Source organism: Thalassococcus sp. BH17M4-6 (assembly GCF_049323015.1).
Taxonomy (GTDB): Bacteria; Pseudomonadota; Alphaproteobacteria; order Rhodobacterales; family Rhodobacteraceae; genus Puniceibacterium.
The window spans coordinates 1-20,177 of the sequence record NZ_JBMPGU010000017.1 but is presented as its reverse complement, the minus strand read 5'-3'; the positions used below and the strand labels follow the sequence as shown (position 1 = coordinate 20,177).

General features: G+C 62.4%; 15 protein-coding genes. 10 read left to right on the top strand and 5 right to left on the bottom strand.

What is annotated here, in order from left to right:
- Position 1: 1 nt before the first annotated feature.
- Entirely contained in the window at positions 2-637 is a 636-nt protein-coding gene (locus ACOXXX_RS18930; protein WP_422828183.1) for a cytochrome c oxidase subunit 3, read from the top strand.
- Positions 589-945 carry a cytochrome o ubiquinol oxidase subunit IV gene (gene cyoD / locus ACOXXX_RS18925; RefSeq protein WP_422828182.1) on the top strand — a complete coding sequence of 119 codons (357 nt, stop codon included), beginning with the start codon at positions 589-591 and terminating at the stop codon, positions 943-945. Before ACOXXX_RS18930 ends, cyoD begins: the two co-directional genes overlap by 49 nt.
- 160 nt (positions 946-1,105) lie before the next feature.
- On the opposite strand, the gene ACOXXX_RS18920 is transcribed toward cyoD, so the two are convergent.
- The 4 genes from ACOXXX_RS18920 to ACOXXX_RS18905 form a co-directional block, all read right to left on the bottom strand.
- The gene (locus ACOXXX_RS18920) at positions 1,106-2,395 is read right to left on the bottom strand and encodes an APC family permease (protein WP_422828181.1); all 1,290 of its coding nucleotides are present in this window, start codon (positions 2,393-2,395) and stop codon (positions 1,106-1,108) included.
- A 212-nt stretch (positions 2,396-2,607) separates the two neighbouring features.
- Positions 2,608-3,204, bottom strand: a complete 597-nt coding sequence (locus ACOXXX_RS18915; protein WP_422828180.1) for a DedA family protein — start codon at positions 3,202-3,204, stop codon at positions 2,608-2,610.
- A 48-nt stretch (positions 3,205-3,252) separates the two neighbouring features.
- Entirely contained in the window at positions 3,253-4,965 is a 1,713-nt protein-coding gene (locus tag ACOXXX_RS18910) for a thiamine pyrophosphate-dependent enzyme (protein WP_422828179.1), read from the bottom strand.
- A 27-nt stretch (positions 4,966-4,992) separates the two neighbouring features.
- The gene (locus tag ACOXXX_RS18905) at positions 4,993-6,624 is read right to left on the bottom strand and encodes an FMN-binding glutamate synthase family protein (RefSeq protein WP_422828178.1); all 1,632 of its coding nucleotides are present in this window, start codon (positions 6,622-6,624) and stop codon (positions 4,993-4,995) included.
- Positions 6,625-6,967: 343 nt separating this feature from the next.
- Here ACOXXX_RS18905 and ACOXXX_RS18900 point away from each other — a divergent pair, with 343 nt between their 5' ends.
- Both ACOXXX_RS18900 and ACOXXX_RS18895 read left to right on the top strand, forming a co-directional pair.
- Positions 6,968-7,357 (top strand): PRC-barrel domain-containing protein, encoded by a 390-nt coding sequence (locus ACOXXX_RS18900; protein WP_422828177.1) that lies wholly within the window; start codon positions 6,968-6,970, stop codon positions 7,355-7,357.
- 260 nt (positions 7,358-7,617) lie between these two features.
- Entirely contained in the window at positions 7,618-8,271 is a 654-nt protein-coding gene (locus ACOXXX_RS18895) for a DUF6629 family protein (protein WP_422828175.1), read from the top strand.
- Between the two features lie 52 nt (positions 8,272-8,323).
- Here the strand turns inward: ACOXXX_RS18895 and ACOXXX_RS18890 are convergent, their stop codons facing one another.
- Complete coding sequence (locus ACOXXX_RS18890; RefSeq protein WP_422828174.1) at positions 8,324-9,130, bottom strand: class II glutamine amidotransferase; 807 nt, start codon at positions 9,128-9,130, stop codon at positions 8,324-8,326.
- 473 nt (positions 9,131-9,603) lie between these two features.
- On the opposite strand from ACOXXX_RS18890, the gene ACOXXX_RS18885 reads away from it, so the two are divergent.
- The 6 genes from ACOXXX_RS18885 to ACOXXX_RS18860 form a co-directional block, all read left to right on the top strand.
- Positions 9,604-11,391, top strand: coding sequence for a sensor histidine kinase (locus tag ACOXXX_RS18885; RefSeq protein WP_422828173.1), 1,788 nt, complete (start codon positions 9,604-9,606; stop codon positions 11,389-11,391).
- Complete coding sequence (locus tag ACOXXX_RS18880) at positions 11,391-12,725, top strand: sigma-54-dependent transcriptional regulator (RefSeq protein WP_422828172.1); 1,335 nt, start codon at positions 11,391-11,393, stop codon at positions 12,723-12,725. Before ACOXXX_RS18885 ends, ACOXXX_RS18880 begins: the two co-directional genes overlap by 1 nt.
- 195 nt (positions 12,726-12,920) lie before the next feature.
- The gene (locus ACOXXX_RS18875; RefSeq protein ID WP_422828171.1) at positions 12,921-13,907 is read left to right on the top strand and encodes a TAXI family TRAP transporter solute-binding subunit; all 987 of its coding nucleotides are present in this window, start codon (positions 12,921-12,923) and stop codon (positions 13,905-13,907) included.
- 102 nt (positions 13,908-14,009) lie between these two features.
- Complete coding sequence (locus ACOXXX_RS18870) at positions 14,010-16,277, top strand: TRAP transporter permease (RefSeq protein WP_422828170.1); 2,268 nt, start codon at positions 14,010-14,012, stop codon at positions 16,275-16,277.
- A gap of 421 nt (positions 16,278-16,698) precedes the next feature.
- A complete protein-coding gene (locus tag ACOXXX_RS18865) occupies positions 16,699-18,966 on the top strand; it encodes an NADP-dependent malic enzyme (RefSeq protein ID WP_422828169.1) in 2,268 nt (755 codons plus the stop codon).
- 57 nt (positions 18,967-19,023) lie between these two features.
- Positions 19,024-20,177, top strand: a 1,154-nt coding sequence (locus ACOXXX_RS18860) for an acetyl-CoA C-acetyltransferase (RefSeq protein ID WP_422827478.1), incomplete at its 3' end; no start/stop codon positions are given.

Genomic DNA, 20,177 nt, shown 5'->3' with positions numbered 1-20,177 from the left:
GATGACCACATCGACCGCACACCCCAAGAGCCATCCAGGGCTCAACCTTGGCCCCGCCCATGGTCAGGCGCATAAAGAGGCCGAAACGGTCGTCTTCGGATTCTGGATATTCCTGATGAGCGACCTCGTCACCTTCGCGATGTTCTTTGCCACCTATGCCGTCTCGATACAGGCAACCGCCGGGGGGCCGGGCAATGCCGATATCGTCGATATCACCAGCATCGGCTTGCAGACCGGTGCGCTGTTGATCAGCTCGCTGCTCTTTGGAATTGCGACCGTGGCCATGAAACACGGCGCGTCTCCGCGCAGTACCATCCTGTGGCTCTTGGCCTCGCTGGCCTTCGGTCTGTGCTTTCTCGGGCTGGAGCTCCGCGATTTCCATGACGCGGCGGAGAAGGGCACGGTGCCGATGCGCTCCGGTTATCTGAGCGCCTATTGGGCGTTGGTCGGGCTGCACGGTTTGCACGTGACCGTGGGCAGTATCATGATCTGCGTCGTCTGCGCCCAGATCGCCATTTTCGGCTTTGCCGACGACGTGAAGACACGGGTGCTCAGGCTGGGGCTATACTGGCACTTTCTCGACATCATATGGATCGGGATCTTCTCGGTCGTCTTTCTTCCGGGGCTGCTGACATGAACGATAAAGACGAACGCGCACACGATCTGCGCATGTATTTCACGGGGTTTGCGGCCGCTGTCCTCTTGACGGCCCTGTCTTTTGCAACCGCGATCCTGCAACCCTTCGGGCCGGTTGGCCTCTTTGCGTCGCTGGCGGTTCTCGCGGCGGTGCAGGTGGTGGTCCACTTCCGTTTCTTCCTGCACATCGACCTGTCACGCCAGAAACGCGAAGACCTGCAGCTCATCCTGTTCACCGGTTTGATCATCGCGATCATGGTCGCCGGAACGGTCTGGCTGCTTGGCAACCTGATGACGCGGATGATGTGACCTCTCGCGCGCGGGCCTTGAAGCTCTGCGCCATGGCCGCCGGACCTCTTGCAGCAGGGTGGTGGGGTGGGGCCGGTAGGTTGTCGGGTTTGCTTTTGGGTGAGGCGCGGTGGTCCCGGCCTCACCCATTGCAAGGCAAGGACCGGATCACCGCGGCGCCTTACCGGTCGATCATGGCCTTGCTGATCGCGCAGAAGGCCAGCGCAAAGACCACCACGCCACCAAAGACAACAAGTTCCAGAGTGTTGTCGCCGATCAGGTGATAGGCAAAGAAGATCATGACCCCGGCATTGAGGATCGCAGCCAGCCACAAAAGCGTGCGATTGCCGCTGCCCTCGCCACGGGCGACGTGAAGCGCGGCCCCGAGCGGCACGAAGGTGTGCACCAGCAGAAAGGTCAGGCTGGCCACGTCACCGATCTGTTCAAGGTTCATCGTGACAAGCATCGCGATCACGATCACCACCGTCGCGATCATTGCAATATTGCCCTGACGCAGGAAGATGTGGCGGGACAGGGCCGGGCTCAGCTCGCGCTTCTTTGCCATGTAGCTGATCGTGTTCGATCCCGAGAAGATGTTGGCGTTGATGTTGGTCGCGGTAGAGACCATCGCGGTGATGCCCAGCAACAGAAAACCCGCCTGACCCAGAATCGGGGTGGCGGCTTCGGCGAGCGCGTAGTCCTTGGCCTGTTCGATCCGCGACAGGTCGATGCTGCCGAAGACCGCGATATCGAGCAGGATGTAGATGGCGGCCACCACCGCGATGGCGATGAAAACCGCGCGTCCGATGGTTCCCGCACCATCCTTGACCGCGCCACCGGCGTTGGCGATCACCGCGAACCCGGCAAACGACAGATTGGCCAGCGCCACCGCGTTGATGAAATCACCGGCGTTGAACGCAACCGATCCACTGTTTTGCGCATAGGTGGCGGGATCGAATTGCGTGAATGCGACGATAGTGAAGCCGACGAGGACCAGCAGTTTCGCGCCCACCATCAGCTTTTCGGACACCCCCAACAGGCGCAGGCCCATTGCGTTGATCAGCAGAAAGACAAGCATCACCGCGATCCCGAACCAAAGCACCATGCCCTGGCCCAACGAAAGAACCCTGGTCGTGTAGTGACCGAAGGATTTCGCCACGAGGCCAAGGACCACCGCAATCGACAGATAGTAACAAAAGGCGATGGTCCGCCCGGTCAGCCCGCCTTGCCAACCGATGTCCAGGTATTCGGCGATGCCGCCGTTGGTGGAGGCGGACCTGGCCAAGACCGCATAGCCGTATCCGGCAGAGGCAGAGATGATGGCGGAGGCTGCGAAGGCCAGCCAGGCATAGCCGCCCGCAAGCTCGGAGATCGAACCGAAGAGCGCGAAGATCCCCGCGCCGATCATCGTCCCGATCCCGAGCGAGATGATCTCGATCAGCGAGAGGCGGGGTTTGGAAGCGTGGGTCACGGTTTGCCCTTTCCTTGTGCTACATGTGTCTGAATGGCCCCATGTTCCGGTCCTCCGGTCACTTGGATATGATGCCGTTTTTACAAAAATGTCAGAAAGTCAGATGGTTAGCGTTGCGGTGCGGCGCCGCAACGGGCACGGCAGCTCTGGCGCTGCCGTGCGGTCGGATCAAGACGGCCCCGCCCTTCGAGAGGTCGGGATTTTGCAGGTCGTCAGCGCGGGCGCCGTTTTCGAAACAGGCGCATGGCGATGAAAATCGCGACCGCTGAGATCGCAAGCAGCGGAACGAAATGCATCGTGTTCGGATGGTGCGTCAGCCAGCGCGCGGCGCTGTCGCCAACCGTGGTCCAGACTCCGGCCCAGGCTGCCGCGCCGACGATGTTGGCGACCAGAAATCGCAGCCAGGGCATTCCGGTCGATCCCGCGACCAGTCCGTTGAACTGTCGCAGCACAACAAAGAACCGCGCAAACATGACCATGATCACGCCGTATTTCCGCGCGGCGGCCTCGACCCGCACGTAACGCGCCGTTGTCAGGCCGATGCGCGGGCCAAAGCGCTCGATTAGCGACTGGCCATATCGGCGCCCAATGAGGTAGCCGATGTTGTCACCGATGACGGCCCCCGCCCAGGCCGCGACGAAGACGTAGGACAGCCGTGTCGCCCCGTCACCGGCGGCGGCCGAGGCGGCGATCAAAGCGCTCTCGCCGGGCAGGGGCACCCCGAAGGCTTCGAGAAGGATCGTTACGAAGACCGCCACCGGGATGCTCCCGCCCAGCAGCCCCCAACTGGAAAGAACCGAGACACTCATCTTTGCTCTCGCTTTGCATAGCGCCACCGGGGCCGCAGGTCTCGCACGTTACCGCAGGAAATTGTCGCGCAGCAGCGAGATCACTTCGCGTGTGCGACCGTTCAGAACCGCCTTGATCCCGAACAGCGCGGTCGAGGCGACCTGACCCGCCTCGATCTTGGGCGGCATGACCAGTTCCATCTCGTTGGTGCACACGTCAAGGATGGCGGGGCCATCCGCCGCCAGCCATTCGGTCATCGCGCCTTCAAGGTCATCCGCATTCTCGACCCGCCAGCCTTTCAGCCCGCAGACCTGCGCCAGCTTGGCGAAGTCGGGGTTTTCCAGATGGGTATAGCTGTCGAGCAAGCCCTCGACCCGTTGCTCCATCTCGACAAAGCCAAGCGAGCCATTGTTGAAGATCAGGATCTTGACCGGCAGGTTCTCTTGCTTGAGCGTGAGAAGATCGCCCATCAGCATGGTCATGCCGCCGTCGCCGCTCATCGAAATGACCTGACGATCGGGATAGGCGGCAGCGGCACCCATGGCTTGCGGGTAGGCATTGGCCATGGTGCCGTGCAGCATGCTGGCAAGGAACCTGCGCGCGCCCCTCGCCGTCATGTGCCGCAGCATCCAGACCATGGCCGAGCCGCCATCGGCGGTGAAGATCGCGTCGTCTGCCGCCAGCCGGTCGAGCATATGGGTGACGTATTGCGGGTGGATCAGCGTCGGGTCGCTCTCCTTCGCCTCGTCCTTGTAGCCATCGAGGTCGGACTGCCATTGCTTGCGGGCGGTCTCAAGATGCGATCTGTCGGTCTTCTGGTCCAGCCGGTCCAGCAACGCGTCGATGGTCGGACCGACGTCGCCGACAAGCCCCATGCCCACCGGCGCGCGGCGTCCGATGTGGGTTGGATCACAGTCGATCTGAATGACCTTGTCCGGGCCGGGATAGAACTGCGTATAGGCGAAATCCGTGCCCAGGCAGAGCATCACGTCAGCGGCATCCACCGCCTCGACCCCCGCCTTGTTGCCCAGAATGCCGATCATCCCGATGTTGTAGGCGTTGTCGGGTTCGATGAACTCCTTGGCGCGGGTCGTATGAGCGATGGGTGCGGCCAGCTTTTCCGCCAGCGCCACAAGCTGAGGCTTCGCGTCGCGCGCGCCGATCCCAGCGTAGATCGTGACCGTTCCGGCGGCATTGAGCTTTTCGGCCAGCGCGTCAAGCTCCGCGTCCACAGGGCGCAGGCGCGATTTGGGGCGGTGGACGGACCACGGCAGCGCGTCCTTGGTGTCTTCCTCGAACATGTCGCCGTTGACGATGACCACGGCAACGCCGCGCTTGGTGAGCGCCGCCTGCGCGGCCTGCACGACGATCCGGCGGGCCTGATCGGGGTGCGAAATATATTCGCAGAACACGCTGTATTGCTCGTAGATCTTGCGCTGATCGAGCTCCTGCGGAAAGCCAAGGCCGGTCTCCGCGCGGGCCACATCCGAGGCGATCAGCACAACCGGCGCGCCGTTGCGATGGCTTTCGAACATGCCGTTGACAAAGTGCAGCGTGCCCGGCCCGCAGGTGCCCGCACAGACCGCCAGTTCGCCGGTGAAATAGGCCTCGCCGCCCGCCGCCAGTCCGCCCACCTCCTCGTGGCGCACATGAACCCATTTGAGATCGGACCGGCGCACGGCATCGGTGAAGTGGTTGATGGTATCGCCAACGATGCCCCAGCAGCGCTTTGCCCCGGCCTGAAGCAGGGCGTCCACGACGATTTCGGAAACTTTGGTCACGTCATCTGTCCTTTCGATGTGCGGTCTTTAGCTGGCCCGGGCGCGGGCGAGATCAATGGCGGGGCGGAAGCTCTCGGCCTGCGCGGCGCGCCAGAAATCGGCGTAGATCGTATCCTCCGGCGCATCGAGCAACGCCCCCTCGGGCAGGAACGGATGCACCTGATCCATGGGCAGCGCCTTTTCCGGGCCGTTGCGGTGCATGAGGTGATGCGGCTCCAGTGCGCTGGGATGCTCGAACCCGGCGGAGGCCGTAATCTCCATCAAGGCGTCGACCGTCTTTTCGTGGAACCGGGCCGCGCGTTCCCCCTGCACTTCGGGGACCAGACCGCGCTGCCGTGCCGGGTCTTGCGATGTCACGCCGGTGGGGCAGGTGCCCATGTGGCAGCGCTGTGCCTGAATACAGCCGACCGAGAACATGAAGGCCCGTGCCGCGTTGCACCAATCCGCCCCCTGCGCCATGCTGCGCGCCAGTCCCATGCCGGAATAGACCTTGCCGCTGGCCGCCAGCCTGACCTGCGACTTGACGCCCGCGCCCACCAGCGCGTTGCGCATCAGGATCAGACCTTCGGACAAGGGCATCCCGACCCAGTCCGACAATTCCAGCGGAGCCGCCCCTGTGCCGCCCTCGCCGCCGTCCACGACGATGAAATCGGGATGAATGCCGGTCTTGATGATGGCTTTCATGATCGCGAAGGGCTCGTGCGGCTGACCGATGCACAGCTTGAGGCCCACAGGCTTGCCACCGGACAGTTCCCGCATCCGGGCGGCGAATTCCAGCATCTCGATCGGCGTGGAAAAGGCCGAATGGCCGCGCGGCGACAGGCAATCCTGATGGGCCGGAACCTGGCGGATCCTGGCGATCTCCTCGGTCACTTTCGCGGCGGGCAAAAGGCCGCCGTGGCCGGGCTTGGCGCCTTGGCTCAGCTTGATTTCGGTCATCTTGACCTCGTCGCGCTGCGCCGTCTCGGCGAATTTCGCAGAGTCGAAGTTGCCGTCCTTGTCACGCGCCCCGAAGTAGCCGGACCCCAGTTCCCACACGATGTCGCCCCCGTGTTCGAGATGGTAGGGCGAAAGCCCGCCTTCGCCGGTATCATGATAGAACCCGCCTTTCTTCGCACCGAAGTTCAGCGCGCGCACCGCATTGGCGGACAGCGCGCCAAAGCTCATGGCGGAGATGTTCAGAACAGAGGCCGAATAGGGCTGCTTGCACTGATCCGAGCCGACGTCCACCCGGGGCGATTTCTCCGGGTTGGTGGCGGGCGCAATCGAATGGCCGACCCAGTGATAGGTGTCTTCGTCGGTGTTGCGCTCGGTCCCGAACGGCTGCGTGTCCGTCTTGCCTTCCGCGCGGGCATGCACCAGGCGCCGCGCGGCCAGGGAAAAAGGCGTGCCGCCGAGATCGTCCTCGACGATGTAGCTGTGAAGATAGGGGCGCAGGTCGTACCCCAGCCACCTGATCCGACCCGCGACAGGATAGTTGTGGGTGATCGTCCAATGCGATTGGAACGCGTCGTAAACCCCCAAGGCGACGACAAGCCCGAGACCCACCGCGACCCAGACCCAGCCGACGAAAAGCGCGATCAGGCCAAGAACCCCGGCACTGATTGGAATGATCGCCCGTTTGCAGATGTCGAGGAGGGTCTTCAGTCCGTCATTCATTGAATCGTTCTTTCTGTTTGAGGTCCGCCGGGAACTGGCACGCACCAAATGTATCCCGGATCAGCTTTGTCTTACTCTTTCCAAGTTCTTACTTTTTTGTCAGGTCCGCAGATTTTAGGACCGCTGTGTCGTTCGTTGCTGACCGAAGCATTTTTTGACACGCCGCATCAGCGCCTTGGCACGTTTCAGTGCCGCGAAGGCGCGCCGCGTCGCAACGCGACCGATGTTTTCATAAATGTAAATACCCTGACAATCGGGCTCATACTCTGGCCGTCATATCGCTCTTCAACGGCTGGCCGGGCCGTTGAGCCCGCCGCTGCCTCAAACAAAACAGGAGATTATCATGATACGCTTCGCCACACTCGCCACCGCTGCGATACTTGCCGCTGTCACCGCCGGGCCGTCCTTCGCGCAGGATCCGGAGCTTGAGCCCTTTACCACGGTTCCCGAAAGCGTGCTGACCCCGGCGCAGAAGGCATCTTCGATCATCGGCGCGAAGGCCATCGCCAACGAGGATGACTCCATCGGCACGGTCAGCGACGTTGTCCTTGACTGGAAAGACCCGGCGCGTGTCGTCGGTTACATCGTCGATGCCGGCGGCTTTCTGGGGCTCGACTCGGCACATGTGTTTGTTCCGATCGACAGCGCAAAGGTGCGGGTCGACGGTCGGAACATCGACCTGATCGTCGACATCGACGCCGCAATTTTCCGGGCCGACGCAAAGCTTGATTGAGAAACCCCTTGGCCTGGCCGATCCGGGGCGCTCGCCTCGGGTTGTCAGCCTTCGATGTCGGGACGGCGAGGCGTGCCATTGACCTGGCCGCCCGCCGTGGCCATGCGTCAAGAGCCAGCGAAGAACACAGCGCCCCACCCGGAACAGCAACCCCGCACAGGGCGTCCCCGAAAAATCGGCCTTTTCAGGACGATCTGTGTTTATCGCCTCATTCCCTTTTGCCATAACGTCTGCGGATATTGCGAAACGGGTTCCTGCACATGTGTATTTCTGCCGAAGTGAATTTCGTGGCAAGCGCCATCATCGGCGCGGTTGGTGTCGCGACGCTTGCTCATGTCCGCCGTCCGCGTGATGTCCTGTTTGGCGCGATGCCGCTTCTGTTCGCGCTGCATCAATTCGTCGAAGGCTTTGTCTGGCTTGGGATCGGCGGAACCATCGACAAGCTGGCCTTCGACAATGCCGCGTTTCTGTTCTTGCTTTACGCACAGGGGATCTTGCCGATCGTGATGCCGCTCTCCGTCTTGCTCATGGAGGATGTCCTCTGGCGGCGCCGCGCGCTGGCCGCGATCACCGCGCTGGCCTTTGTGTTCGGTGCCTACATGATCATGGGTGTCGTGTCTTACCCGACAAGCTGCTACGCCAAGAACCTGTCCATCGTCTATTCCAACCCGGTGACGGAAACCTGGTGGACGGCGCTCCTTTACATCCTTGTCACCTGCGGCGCGCTTGTCCTGTCGGGGTTCAGCGTGGTTCGGTGGTTCGGCGTGCTCAACCTGATCGGACTGACGGTCGTGATGATCGTGAAATCCTACGCCTTCTCTTCTGTCTGGTGTTTCTACGCCGCGGTGATCAGCGTCATTCTGTACTGGCAATTCCGCACCGGAAAGATCCGACCTTTGCCCGCGGGGGCATAGCGGCTGCAAAGGGCGTCAGGCCCGTTCTCGTTCTCCCGTGGCCAGGTCGATGTCAGGCCCGATCCTGCGCTTCGATGACACCGTCTTTCAGAACCATCACCGTACCACGGTCCAGCGGCCGCCAGCCCTCAGGATCGAGCGGCACCGACGCGATCAGATGCAAAGGGCCGGACACCTCCGAGATGCTGGCCCCCGCCGCTTGCCACCGCTGCCCGTCGTGGCGTTCATCGAAACTGCGTATGTTCAGACCCGGCTCGCGCGGCTCTGTCACCCCGTCTTCGGTCTCGAAACGTCGACGGTCGGCGTGCACGAACAGACGGTCTCCGTCGAAGAACAGGAAATTGGCACTTCCCAGCTCGCGCATCTCGGCGGCAAAGCGGGTGAAGACACCGAAGCGTGTCGCCGGATCAGTGGACCCCGACGCGGTCAGTCGTTCAAGCAGCAGCAGAAAAGCAAGCTCGGAATCGGCGTCGCCAACCCTCTGGCCGGTCAGCGCCCGCGCGTCCGCCCGGTCCTCGATGCCCGGCAGTCCGCCGTTGTGGGCGAAGGCATGGCGGCGTCCCTGCACCACGCGGTCAAACGGATGGGTATTGGCAAGCTCGACCCCGCCCACACTCGCGCGGCGGACATGCGCCATGAGTTGCTTGCACGGGCGTTCGTTGCGCACGACCATCCGGGACAACTCGCTGGTCGCGGCGGGCGCGGGTTCGCGGAAGATGTAGCAATCACGGTCCTGTGCAAAGAGGATGCCCCAGCCATCGCGGTTGCGGTGCTTCTCCCCGCCCTCCGCAGCGAAGAGGTCGAGCTCGTAACGGACCGTGTGCGGCTCCGTCGCACTCATCGCAAACAATTCGCACATGCGCAGGTCCCTGTCTTTGTTGTCGAATGTCTTCTTTTATGGATCGCCCCGGAATGCCAAGGTGGCCCGGATCCAGTTCAACACCGAGCTGCGGGGAAAGCTAGGCTGAGAATCGGCCTCTCGGGCAGGTTTGTATTGTTCATCGTTATTGACGTGGCAGTCGCTCTGGAGGGCGGGTGCGCTGCGCAATGCGCCGATCGAACACCACCGTTTCCCACGTGACAGGTCCAACTTCAGGGTTGACCGGTTCGATGCCGCCGCATGACCAACTGCGCCGACCATGCTAGCTCTCTTGAGCACCGGATTGACGCGACAGTCCCAGCGACCTGATCGACCGCGTCCGTCAGACTGCCGGTCACGACGCTTCTTCCACGGTTCGAGGTTTGGCGATAGGTTCGCGAGTCATGGCAAAGCCCGGTACAAAAATAGCAAGCGTACGCAAGCCGACAACGGTGGTCTTGGCGCTGTGCGTCTTGTGCCTGGCGCTCGGCCTCGCCTCCTATTCGCGTATCGAGGCGATGTTCGTCAGCCGCGCCAAGGAGGATGGCAAGCGTGACCTGCGGCTTGTCACCGCCGCCATCGACCAGACGATTGGCCAGTATGATCCCCTTCCATCGCTGATCGCGGGTGACCCGCTGTTCAGAAGTCTGCTGAAAGATCCAACCAATTCGGGGCTTTTGCCCTTCATCAACGAAAGGCTCCGGCAGCTTTCCCATACCATTTCGGCCTCTGAGGTTTATGTGATGGACATGACCGGCCGGACCCTTGCCTCCAGCAATTATCGGGAAGAGGGCAGTTTCGTGGGCGAGGTCTTTGACTTCAGGCCGTATTTTCAGCGCGCTGCCTCGGGCGAGATCGCGCGCTATCACGCGCTAGGGACGACATCGGGCGAACGCGGCTTTTTCTTTTCCGCGCCCGTTCTGGATGGCATCTACGTGGTCGGCGTGCTGGCGGTGAAGATTTTGGTCGACCCGCTTGAAGAGCTTTGGAAGGCGGATGACCGCGAAATCTTTGTCTCCGACCCCAACGGCATCATCTTCCTGTCCACCGATGACAACCTGCGCATGCGCACGCTCACACCGCTGACCGACGGGGCGAGGCGGTCGATCTGGGCCAATCGCCAGTTTCCGCTGTCAGAGCTAGAGCACTTGTCGTTCTCTCTCACCGGCGGTGGCGACAAGCCTGTCGAGATCCTGCTGGGCAATCCCGGAGAGGAGTGGCGCTTTCTTTGCGACAGCGCGTCCCTTGTCCTGCCGGGATGGCATGCCACCGTGCTGCAACCCATGCGCAAGATCCAGACCAAGGCCGTGATTGCATTGATGACCTGGGTCCTGGCTGTCCTGGTCCTGACGCTCACCATGCTGGTCATCCTTCAGCGCCGGGCGCGGCACGCGGCGCGGATCGAGGACGAACGCAACCGGATGGAGACGCTCGAACTCATGGTGCGGGAACGGACCGCCGATCTGGACGCGGCCAATCAGAGCCTGCGCGGCGAAGTCGAAGAGCGCACGGCGGCAGAAGCCGAATTGCGCGATACCCAGACACAGCTTGTGCAAGCCGGCAAGCTGGCGGCCCTGGGCCAGATGTCGGCGGCCTTGTCACATGAGCTCAACCAGCCGCTGGCCGGGATCAAATCCTATGCCGAGAATGCCATGCGATATCTTGACCGGCAGCGCTTTGAAGAGGTCGGGACCAACCTTTCTCACATCTCGGCAATGATCGACCGGGTGGCCAGCATATCAGCGCATCTGCGGAACTTCGCGCGCCGTCCCGGGGACAAGCTGAGCGCCATCGCGGTCAGCGAGGTGATCGCGGAGGCGGTGGAACTGGTTCAGCCGCACACCCGCCGGCATTCGGCAGAGATTGTCTTTGACCCGCCTGAAACGGAGATCTGGGCCATTGGAGAGCGACTTCGGCTGCAACAGGTGATTGTCAATCTGCTGACCAATGCCATTGACGCGATGCGCGATCAGGCCCGCCGGGTGGTTGAAATCACGGTGTCAGACCGCGATGGTCACATCGAGTTGCGCATTCGCGATCACGGCACCGGCTTGCCGGCGAACGCCGAAGAGCATATTTTCGAACCGTTTTTCACCACCAAGGAGATCGGCAGTGGTATGGGGCTAGGGCTTTCGATATCGTTCAACATCGTCGAGGATTTCGGCGGTTCGCTGAGTGCGTCCAACCACCCCGACGGCGGTGCCGTGTTCATCGTGACATTGAAAAAGGCGGATGTGCCCGCCGGACGGGCGGCTGATTGATGGCCCCCAAAGTTCTGTTTGTCGACGATGAGGATCACCTTCGGAATGCCGCTGAGCAGACCTTTGACCTGGCCGGCATCGACTTTGAAAGCTTTGCCGAAGCCGAGCCCGTGCTGGACAAGATCAGCCAATGCTTCGACGGGGTCATCGTCTCGGACATCCGCATGCGCGGCATGGATGGGCTCGCGCTCATGCGTCGTGTGCTCGATATCGACCCGACATTGCCCATCATCCTTATCACCGGTCACGGCGATATCGACCTTGCCGTGACCTGTATCAAGGACGGTGCCTATGACTTCATCGAAAAGCCGTTCGATCCGTCCCGCCTCGTTGCCTCGGTCCGCCGGGCGCTCGATGCGCGGCGCCTGACCCTTGAAAACCGCGACCTGCGTCGGCAATTCGGATCGTCCGACGTCGTCGAGGCGGCCCTGGTCGGCCGCAGCCGTCCGACCACGCGCCTGCACGATCAGATCCGCGCCATCGCGGCCACTGATGCCGACGTTCTGATTGTCGGTCAAACCGGCAGCGGCAAGGAGATCGCGGCGCGCGCCCTGCATCGCATCAGCGAACGGGCCGAGGAAAAGTTTGTCCGTATCAATTGCGCGGCCCTGCCCGAAGCGACGATGGAAACCGAATTGTTCGGCCACGAGGCCGGGGCATTTCCGGGGGCGACGCGCGCGCGCATGGGCAAGCTGGAACATGCCCGTGGCGGAATTCTCTGCCTCGACGAGATCGACAGCATGCCGCAGCACCTGCAGGCCAAGCTTCTTGACGTGCTGCACAACCGGACGGTCACGCGGCAGGGATCGCACCATGCGATAGAGCTTGATATCCGGGTGATCGCGCTTGCCAAGTCGGATCTCGAGGCCGCCGTGGAAAAGGGCCGTTTCCGGGCGGACCTCTACTATCGGCTGAACGTCATCACCATCCGTATCCCGTCTCTCGATGAGCGGCGAGACGACATTCCGCGGCTGTTCCCTGTTCTCGTGGCCGAGGCCGGTGCCCGATACAAGGTGACACCGCCAGACATTCCCGGGGACCTGCTTGCCGCGCTGGCGGTGCGCAACTGGCCGGGCAATGTGCGCGAACTGCGCAACGCGGCAGAGCGCTTTGCCCTCGGATTGCAAACCACGCCGGAGCGCGAAAAATCGGCGGATGAAACGCTGGCGGCCCTGATGGACGCCCATGAGAAGGCTTTGATCTCGGCGGCCATCTCGGCACATGACGGACGGATCAAGGACGTCTACGAATCGCTCGGGATCGGTCGCAAGACGCTCTACAACAAGATGCAGAAACACGGGTTGAGCCGCGAAGGTTTCAGCTTCGACGATTAGATGGGTCAGTTTTGACACAGGGTTTTCAGTCCTGTCACCGATGTTACCCATATTGCTGCGGCGCAGCGCTTTAAGTTGCTGATTTTATGCAGTTTTCGTTGCCAGAAATTTTCGTTTCCACTATCTCGGACCTTGTCACCTGTTGCACAAACGTAACTGAGAAGGCGGATTGAACCCGCCTTTTGGGAGGAAATCATGAAAGCACTTTCAATCACCGCGATTTTCGCGGCCAGTCTTGCTGCGCCCGCTTTTGCCGAGTCGCACGTCGACAGGTCCGGCTGGCCCGACAGCTTTACCGTGGGCACCGCCTCGCAAGGAGGCACCTACTTTGCCTATGGCTCTGGATGGGCAAATCTGGTTGCTGAACAGCTGGGCATTTCCGGCGGTGGCGAAGTGACCGGCGGCCCGATGCAGAACATGGCGCTGGTGCACACCGGCGACGTGCAGTTCGGCATGGTCACCATGGGGCCGGCAGCGGAGTCCCTCGAGGGTACGAACCCGATCGCTCCCGGTCTGCAGATGACCAACGCCTGTGCGATGTTCCCGATGTATCAGACCCCGTTCAGTGTGACGGCGCTGAGCTCTTCCGGCATCACCTCGATTTCGGAAATCCCCGACGGCGCCCGCATCGGCTTTGGCCCGGCGGGGTCGACTTCCGACACCTATTTCCCGCGCATGATGGAAACGCTTGGCGTCAATTTCGAACGCCGCAACGGCGGCTGGTCGGACCTTGGCGCCCAGCTTCAGGACGGCCTGCTTGACGTGGTCGCCTTTGCTGCCGGCGTGCCGGTCCCGGCCGTCAGCCAGCTTGAGGTGCAAACCGACGTGAACATCATCGAGTTCACCGAGGACGAGCAGGCCAAGCTGATGGAAGCGTACCCGGTCTCCGCATTCACCATCCCGGCATCGACCTATTCGACGCTCGATGAAGATGCGCGGTCGGTGTCCATGTGGAACTTTGCCATCGCGAACTGCGATCTGCCGGAAAGCTTCGTCAATGCCGTGGTCGATGTGATCATGTCGGATAACGAACGCATGGTCGGCGTCCACAAGGCCGGCGTGTCGACGCTTCCCGAGAACTGGGACAAGAACAAGGTCATGAATTGGCACCCCGGCGCCGCGGCCTGGTTCAAGGAAAACGCGGGCGCTGACATCCCCGATGACATGATCCACGGCAACTAAACCTGCCTGTGGCGCACTGCAGCGTTGCGGTCCGAAGGCTGACGGCCTTCGGACAACGCTACACCTGCATCCGGAACTCAGCGCATATGGGGATATGGCGAGATGACAAAAGAAACCGCGACTGATGACGACCATCTGATCGCCGACGGCGTCGACGACGAAATCGCAGAATCCAACCGACGCATCTTCGAAGGCTGGCGCTTTCAGGTCATTGCGACCCTTGCCGCGCTTTATGCGCTGTTTCACATGGTGGCGTTGAACGGTATTTCGATTTCGGCCCTGACCGGCATCGAAATTCCGTTGCTGCCGACCTTTCCGATGGAAACCTGGAACTTCCGCATCGTGCACATCGCCGGCGCGCTTGTCCTTGGTTTCCTGCTGTACCACGCCGCCGCCTTCCCGGACAAACCGACCGAAGCCAAGGGCGGAGTGTTTCAAAAACTGTCCTTCCTGCTGATGATCCCGGCCCTGCTGGCCGTCGGGACGACGATCCATTTCGCCCTGCAGGTCAGCAGCGGCGATTTGCCGGAAATGGGCGGCCTGACCACCTGGCCCGCATTCGAGGGCACGCCGATTTATTCCCAGGAAATATGGTATTACGGTGTGCCGCTTCTGGTTGCGACATTCGGCGGCATCGTCCTTGGCTGGCTGGAGCAAGCGCCCAGGTCCCATTTTCGCGCCTCCGACATCCTGTTGGCGGTCTGCGGGATCGCCGTGGCCACATATCTGATCCCGATCTATGCGACAGCCGCGCGCAACTCGGTCGGCACGCCGTTCGTGCCGATCGGTGTCGCATTCGCCGCAACCGCCGGATCGGCGCTGATCCTGGAACTGACGCGGCGCGTGGCCGGACTTGCCCTGGTCATCATCACGGGTGTTTTCCTGGTCTATACCTTCACCGCGCATGTGCTGCCCGGCATTCTGGCTGTCGATCAGCCCTATTCCTGGAAACGGTTCTTCGGCCACGTCTATTCCGATACCGGGATCCTTGGGCCGACGGTGGCGGTGTCCTCGACATATATCATCCTGTTCATCATCTTCGCCGCGTTCCTGCAGGCGTCGAAAGTGGGCGATTATTTCGTGAACTTCGCCTTCGCCGCAGCGGGCCGCGCCCGGGGCGGTCCGGCCAAGGTGTCGATCTTCGCCTCCGGCCTCATGGGCATGATCAACGGTACGTCGGCGGGCAACGTGGTGGCCACCGGATCGCTGACCATCCCGCTGATGAAAAAGGTGGGCTATCACAGCAAGACGTCGGGCGCCGTCGAGGCGGCCGCATCGACCGGCGGGCAGATCATGCCTCCGATCATGGGGGCGGGTGCCTTCATCATGGCCGAAATCACCGGCATTCCCTATCAGGACATTGCCATCGCGGCGATCATCCCGGCTGTCCTCTATTTTGTCAGCGTCTACTTCATGGTCGATCTTGAAGCAGCCAAGCTGGGGATGCGCGGCATGAAGCAGGAAGAGCTGCCCAAGCTCAACAAGATGATCCGGCAGGTCTATCTGTTCATCCCGATCATTATCCTCATCGTCGCGCTCTTCATGGGCTATTCGGTGATCCGGGCGGGCACGCTGGCCACCATCGCCGCGGCCATGGTCAGTTGGCTGACGCCGTTCAAGATGGGGCCGAAGGGCATCTTCAAGGCCTTTGAACTGGCCGGCATCATGTCGATCCAGATCATCGCGGTCTGTGCCTGTGCCGGCATCATCGTCGGCGTCATCAGCCTGACCGGCGTCGGCGCGCGGTTCTCGGCCCTGCTCTTGGGGCTGGCCGAAGCGTCGCAGCTTCTGGCGCTGTTCTTTGCCATGTGCATCGCGATCCTGCTGGGGATGGGGATGCCGACGACAGCGGCTTATGCGGTGGCAGCCTCGGTCGTGGCGCCGGGCCTGGTGCAATTGGGCATTCCGCAACTGACGGCGCATTTTTTCGTCTTCTACTACGCGGTGCTGTCGGCCATCACGCCACCCGTGGCGCTGGCCAGTTATGCGGCGGCGGGGATATCCGGGGCCAACCCGATGGAGACATCGGTCGCCAGCTTCAAGATCGGCATCGCCGCCTTCATCGTCCCGTTCATGTTCTTCTACAACGGCGCCCTCTTGATGGAAGGTTCTTGGTTCGAAGTGCTCCGGGCCGGCGCAACCGCGACTGTCGGAGTTTTCCTCCTGTCGAGTGGTGTGCAGGGCTGGTTCATGGGCGGACGCTCGGCGTGGTTCATCCGGCTGGCGCTGATCCTGGCGGCGCTCTTCATGATCGAAGGCGGTGGCATCACCGACCTGGTCGGCATCGGCCTGGCGGTTGGGGCATGGTTTGTTCAGAAGACCTTCAGCCCCGATCCCGATGCGTCGATCAAGGTCGGTGCCGCGGATTGATCCGGGCCATGAAACGCGGTCGGATCCACGACAGGGGATCCGACCGCAAAGGCAAAATCGCCGTCATCGAAGGCCTCTTCGACCTGACCGCGCCGACTGCGTCACCCACGTTCGAACCCACGGCAAAGCCCCCATGCACCTCTCTCATCCGCGTCAGGACCAAGGCAAACACCCTGTCCAGGGGCGCGGCTGGATGCCGGTGCTGCGGGTTATGCCAGGGCGGCCCGTTTCCGGGCCGGGGGCCTGCGGCGCGCCGCGTTCCGGCGATGCCGTCGGTTTCGCCGATCACCCCGGCAGAGATGCCATGGGGGCCAACACTGCTATCCGGTCCCTAGCTTGGGGCCGGAAACCATCGCCAAGCAAAGCGAAATAGGCTGTCGCGCCTCGCGCGCGGCGTCTTCTACATCTCTGGGGAAAACCGATGTCCAGCCAACAGTCGCGCGATGCGCTCAATTACCATTCTGCAGCACCGCGGGGGAAACTTCAGGTCATTCCGACCAAACCGATGGCCACGCAACAGGACCTGGCGCTGGCCTACAGCCCCGGCGTCGCCATCCCCTGTGAGGAAATCGCCGCCGATCCTTCGAAAGCGCAAGATTACACCATGCGCGGCAATCTTGTCGCGGTGATCACCAACGGCACCGCCGTTCTGGGGCTTGGCAATATCGGCCCGCTGGCGTCCAAGCCGGTGATGGAAGGCAAGGCCGCGCTGTTCAAGAAGTTTTCCGGCATCGACGTTTTCGACCTCGAAGTCGCGGAAACCGATGTCGATGCCTTCTGCAAGGTCGTGGCCGCGCTGGAACCGACCTTCGGGGGCGTCAACCTCGAAGATATCAAGGCGCCGGAATGCTTCGAGATCGAAAAGCGGCTGCGCAAGGAAATGGGCATCCCGGTCTTTCACGACGATCAGCATGGCACCGCTATCGTGTCGGCCGCAGCGGTGCTGAACGCGCTCACGCTTGTCGACAAGAAGATCGAGGATGTGCGCATCGTGGCCAATGGCGCCGGGGCCGCGTCGCTGGCCTGCCTCGATCTGCTGGTCAGCCTTGGCGCCAGCCGCGAAAACATCCTTGTCTGCGACCGGCGGGGTGTCATCTACAAAGGCCGCGGCGAGGGTATGGACCCCTACAAGGAACGCTTTGCCAACGAGACCGACGCGCGCGATCTCGCGGGTGCCATGAAGGGCGCGGATGTGTTCCTGGGGCTTTCGGCGGGCAAGGCGGTGAGCGCGGAGATGGCGGCCTCGATGGCGCCGAAACCGCTGATCATGGCCATGGCAAACCCCGAGCCCGAGATCAGGCCCGAACTGGTGGCATCGGTCCGGGACGACGCCATCTGCGCCACGGGGCGGTCGGATTATCCCAACCAGGTCAACAACGTCCTGTGCTTCCCCTTCATTTTTCGCGGCGCACTGGATTGCGGTGCCACCGAGATCAACGAAGAGATGAAGAAGGCCTGCGCCAAGGCCATCGCCGATATGGCGAGGGCCGAGGCTTCGGACGTGGTTCTGTTGGCTTATGGCGCCGAGAACATGAATTTCAGCCCGGAATATATCATCCCCAAGCCGTTCGATCCGCGCCTCATCATGGAGATCGCCCCCGCCGTCGCACAAGCCGCGATGGATTCGGGCGTCGCAACCCGACCGATCGAGGACATGGAGGCCTACCGCGAGCAGTTGTCGCTGTTTGTCTACCAGTCGGGCATGCTGATGAAACCCGTCTTTGAAAAGGCGGAGCGTGATCCAAAGCGTGTGGTCTATGCCGAGGGCGACTCGATCCGTGTGCTGCACACCGCGCAACAGGCGGTCAGCGCAGGGATCGCGCGGCCCGTGCTTCTGGGCAAGGCGGCAGAGATCAAGGATACCGTGACGTCGCTGGGGCTGTCGCTGAATCTGGACAAGGATGTCGAGATCGTCGACCCCGACCAGATCGACTTGGCGCCCTATGCGGAACTGGTCCACGATCGCATCGGCCGCGATGGCATTGCCCCGAAAGAGGCCCTGCGATGGGTGCGCAACGATCCGACGGTTCTGGCCTTCTGCATGCTCGAACGTGGCGAAGTGGATGCCGCGATCTGTGGCGCCAATGGAAGGTTCGGTCATCACCTGACCCAGTTCGAAGGGCTGATCGGTCTCGGTGAAGGTGTCAGCGATTTTTCGACCCTGAATGCCCTCGTCCTCCCGGGGGGCACGGTCTTTATCGCTGACACCTACGTCACACCGGATCCGACGGCTGAAGAGCTGGCCGAGCTGACGGTCCTGGCCACACAAAAGATGCGCAATATGGGGCTAGAGCCAAAGGTCGCGCTGCTGTCGCATTCGAACTTCGGCGATCGCCCCACCGAGAGTTCGCGCAAGATGCGCCGGGCGACCGAGATTCTGCGCAAGATGAACGTCGATTTCGAATTCGACGGTGAAATGCATGCGGACGTCGCCCTGACCGAACGCCTGCGCAAGGTCGTGATGCCGGACAGTCTTCTGACCGGGGCGGCCAATCTGCTTGTGATGCCCAATGTCGACGCGGCGCATATCTCTTTGAACCTGATGAAGACCTTGGGCGGTGGCGTTTCCGTGGGACCGATCATGCTCGGGGCCGCGAAGCCCGCGCACATCGTCTCGCAATCGAGCACCGTCCGCGGCCTGCTGAACATGACGGCTGTGGCGGTCGTGGACGCTAAGGCTGAAACTTAACGGATTGCTGCGGACCGGCACCCTGGTTCGGACAGCCAAAACGAAAGGACAGAAATTATGACCAATGTTGTTATCGCATCCGCGGCGCGCACGGCTGTCGGCAGTTTCGGCGGGTCGTTCGCCACGACGCCCGCGCATGATCTGGGGGCGGCGGTGCTCGAGGCGCTGGTCGACCGCGCCGGGATCGACAAGGCCGACGTGTCCGAAACCATCCTGGGCCAGGTCCTGACCGCCGCTCAGGGCCAGAACCCCGCCCGCCAGGCGCATGTGAACGCCGGTCTGCCGCAGGAAAGCGCGGCCTGGGGCATCAACCAGGTCTGCGGGTCGGGCCTGCGCGCCGTGGCCCTGGGCGCGCAGCACATCCAGCTGGGCGATGCCGAGATCATCTGCGCCGGCGGGCAGGAGAACATGACCCTGTCGCCGCATGCCGCCAACCTGCGCGCCGGTCACAAGATGGGCGACATGAGCTATATCGACACGATGATCCGCGACGGCCTCTGGGATGCGTTCAACGGCTACCACATGGGCCAGACCGCCGAAAACGTCGCCGAAAAGTGGCAGATCAGCCGCGAGATGCAGGACGAATTCGCCGTCGGATCGCAGAACAAGGCCGAAGCCGCGCAGAAGGCCGGCAAGTTCGATGACGAGGTCATCCCCTTCACCGTCAAGACCCGCAAGGGCGAAACCGTCGTCGACAAGGATGAATACATCCGCCACGGCGCCACCATCGAGAACATGCAGAAACTGCGCCCCGCCTTCACCAAAGACGGCACCGTGACCGCCGCCAACGCCAGCGGCCTGAATGACGGCGCGGCGGGTGTGCTGCTGATGTCCGCCGACAACGCCGAAAAGCGCGGGATCGAGCCGCTGGCGCGCATCGTGTCCTACGCCACCGCGGGCCTTGACCCGTCGATCATGGGCGTGGGCCCGATCTATGCATCGCGCAAGGCGCTGGAAAAGGCCGGCTGGAAGGCCGAGGACCTGGACCTGGTCGAGGCGAACGAGGCCTTCGCCGCCCAGGCCTGCGCGGTCAACAAGGACATGGGCTGGGATCCGGCCATCGTGAACGTCAACGGCGGCGCCATCGCCATCGGCCACCCGATCGGCGCCTCGGGCGCGCGGGTGCTCAACACGCTGCTCTTCGAAATGAAGCGCCGCGACGCCAAGAAGGGCCTCGCCACGCTCTGCATCGGCGGCGGCATGGGCGTCGC

Excerpts from the sequence above, each read along its gene's own strand:
- ACOXXX_RS18900 (WP_422828177.1), top strand. The coding sequence starts at position 6,968 with ATGATACGCTTCGCCACACTCGCCACCGCTGCGATACTTGCCGCTGTC.
- ACOXXX_RS18905 (WP_422828178.1), bottom strand. The coding sequence starts at position 6,624 with ATGAATGACGGACTGAAGACCCTCCTCGACATCTGCAAACGGGCGATC.
- ACOXXX_RS18890 (WP_422828174.1), bottom strand. The coding sequence starts at position 9,130 with ATGTGCGAATTGTTTGCGATGAGTGCGACGGAGCCGCACACGGTCCGT.
- ACOXXX_RS18870 (WP_422828170.1), top strand. The coding sequence starts at position 14,010 with ATGACAAAAGAAACCGCGACTGATGACGACCATCTGATCGCCGACGGC.
- ACOXXX_RS18895 (WP_422828175.1), top strand. The coding sequence starts at position 7,618 with ATGTGTATTTCTGCCGAAGTGAATTTCGTGGCAAGCGCCATCATCGGC.
- ACOXXX_RS18875 (WP_422828171.1), top strand. The coding sequence starts at position 12,921 with ATGAAAGCACTTTCAATCACCGCGATTTTCGCGGCCAGTCTTGCTGCG.
- cyoD (WP_422828182.1), top strand. The coding sequence starts at position 589 with ATGGATCGGGATCTTCTCGGTCGTCTTTCTTCCGGGGCTGCTGACATG.
- ACOXXX_RS18930 (WP_422828183.1), top strand. The coding sequence starts at position 2 with ATGACCACATCGACCGCACACCCCAAGAGCCATCCAGGGCTCAACCTT.
- ACOXXX_RS18865 (WP_422828169.1), top strand. The coding sequence starts at position 16,699 with ATGTCCAGCCAACAGTCGCGCGATGCGCTCAATTACCATTCTGCAGCA.
- ACOXXX_RS18880 (WP_422828172.1), top strand. The coding sequence starts at position 11,391 with ATGGCCCCCAAAGTTCTGTTTGTCGACGATGAGGATCACCTTCGGAAT.
- ACOXXX_RS18915 (WP_422828180.1), bottom strand. The coding sequence starts at position 3,204 with ATGAGTGTCTCGGTTCTTTCCAGTTGGGGGCTGCTGGGCGGGAGCATC.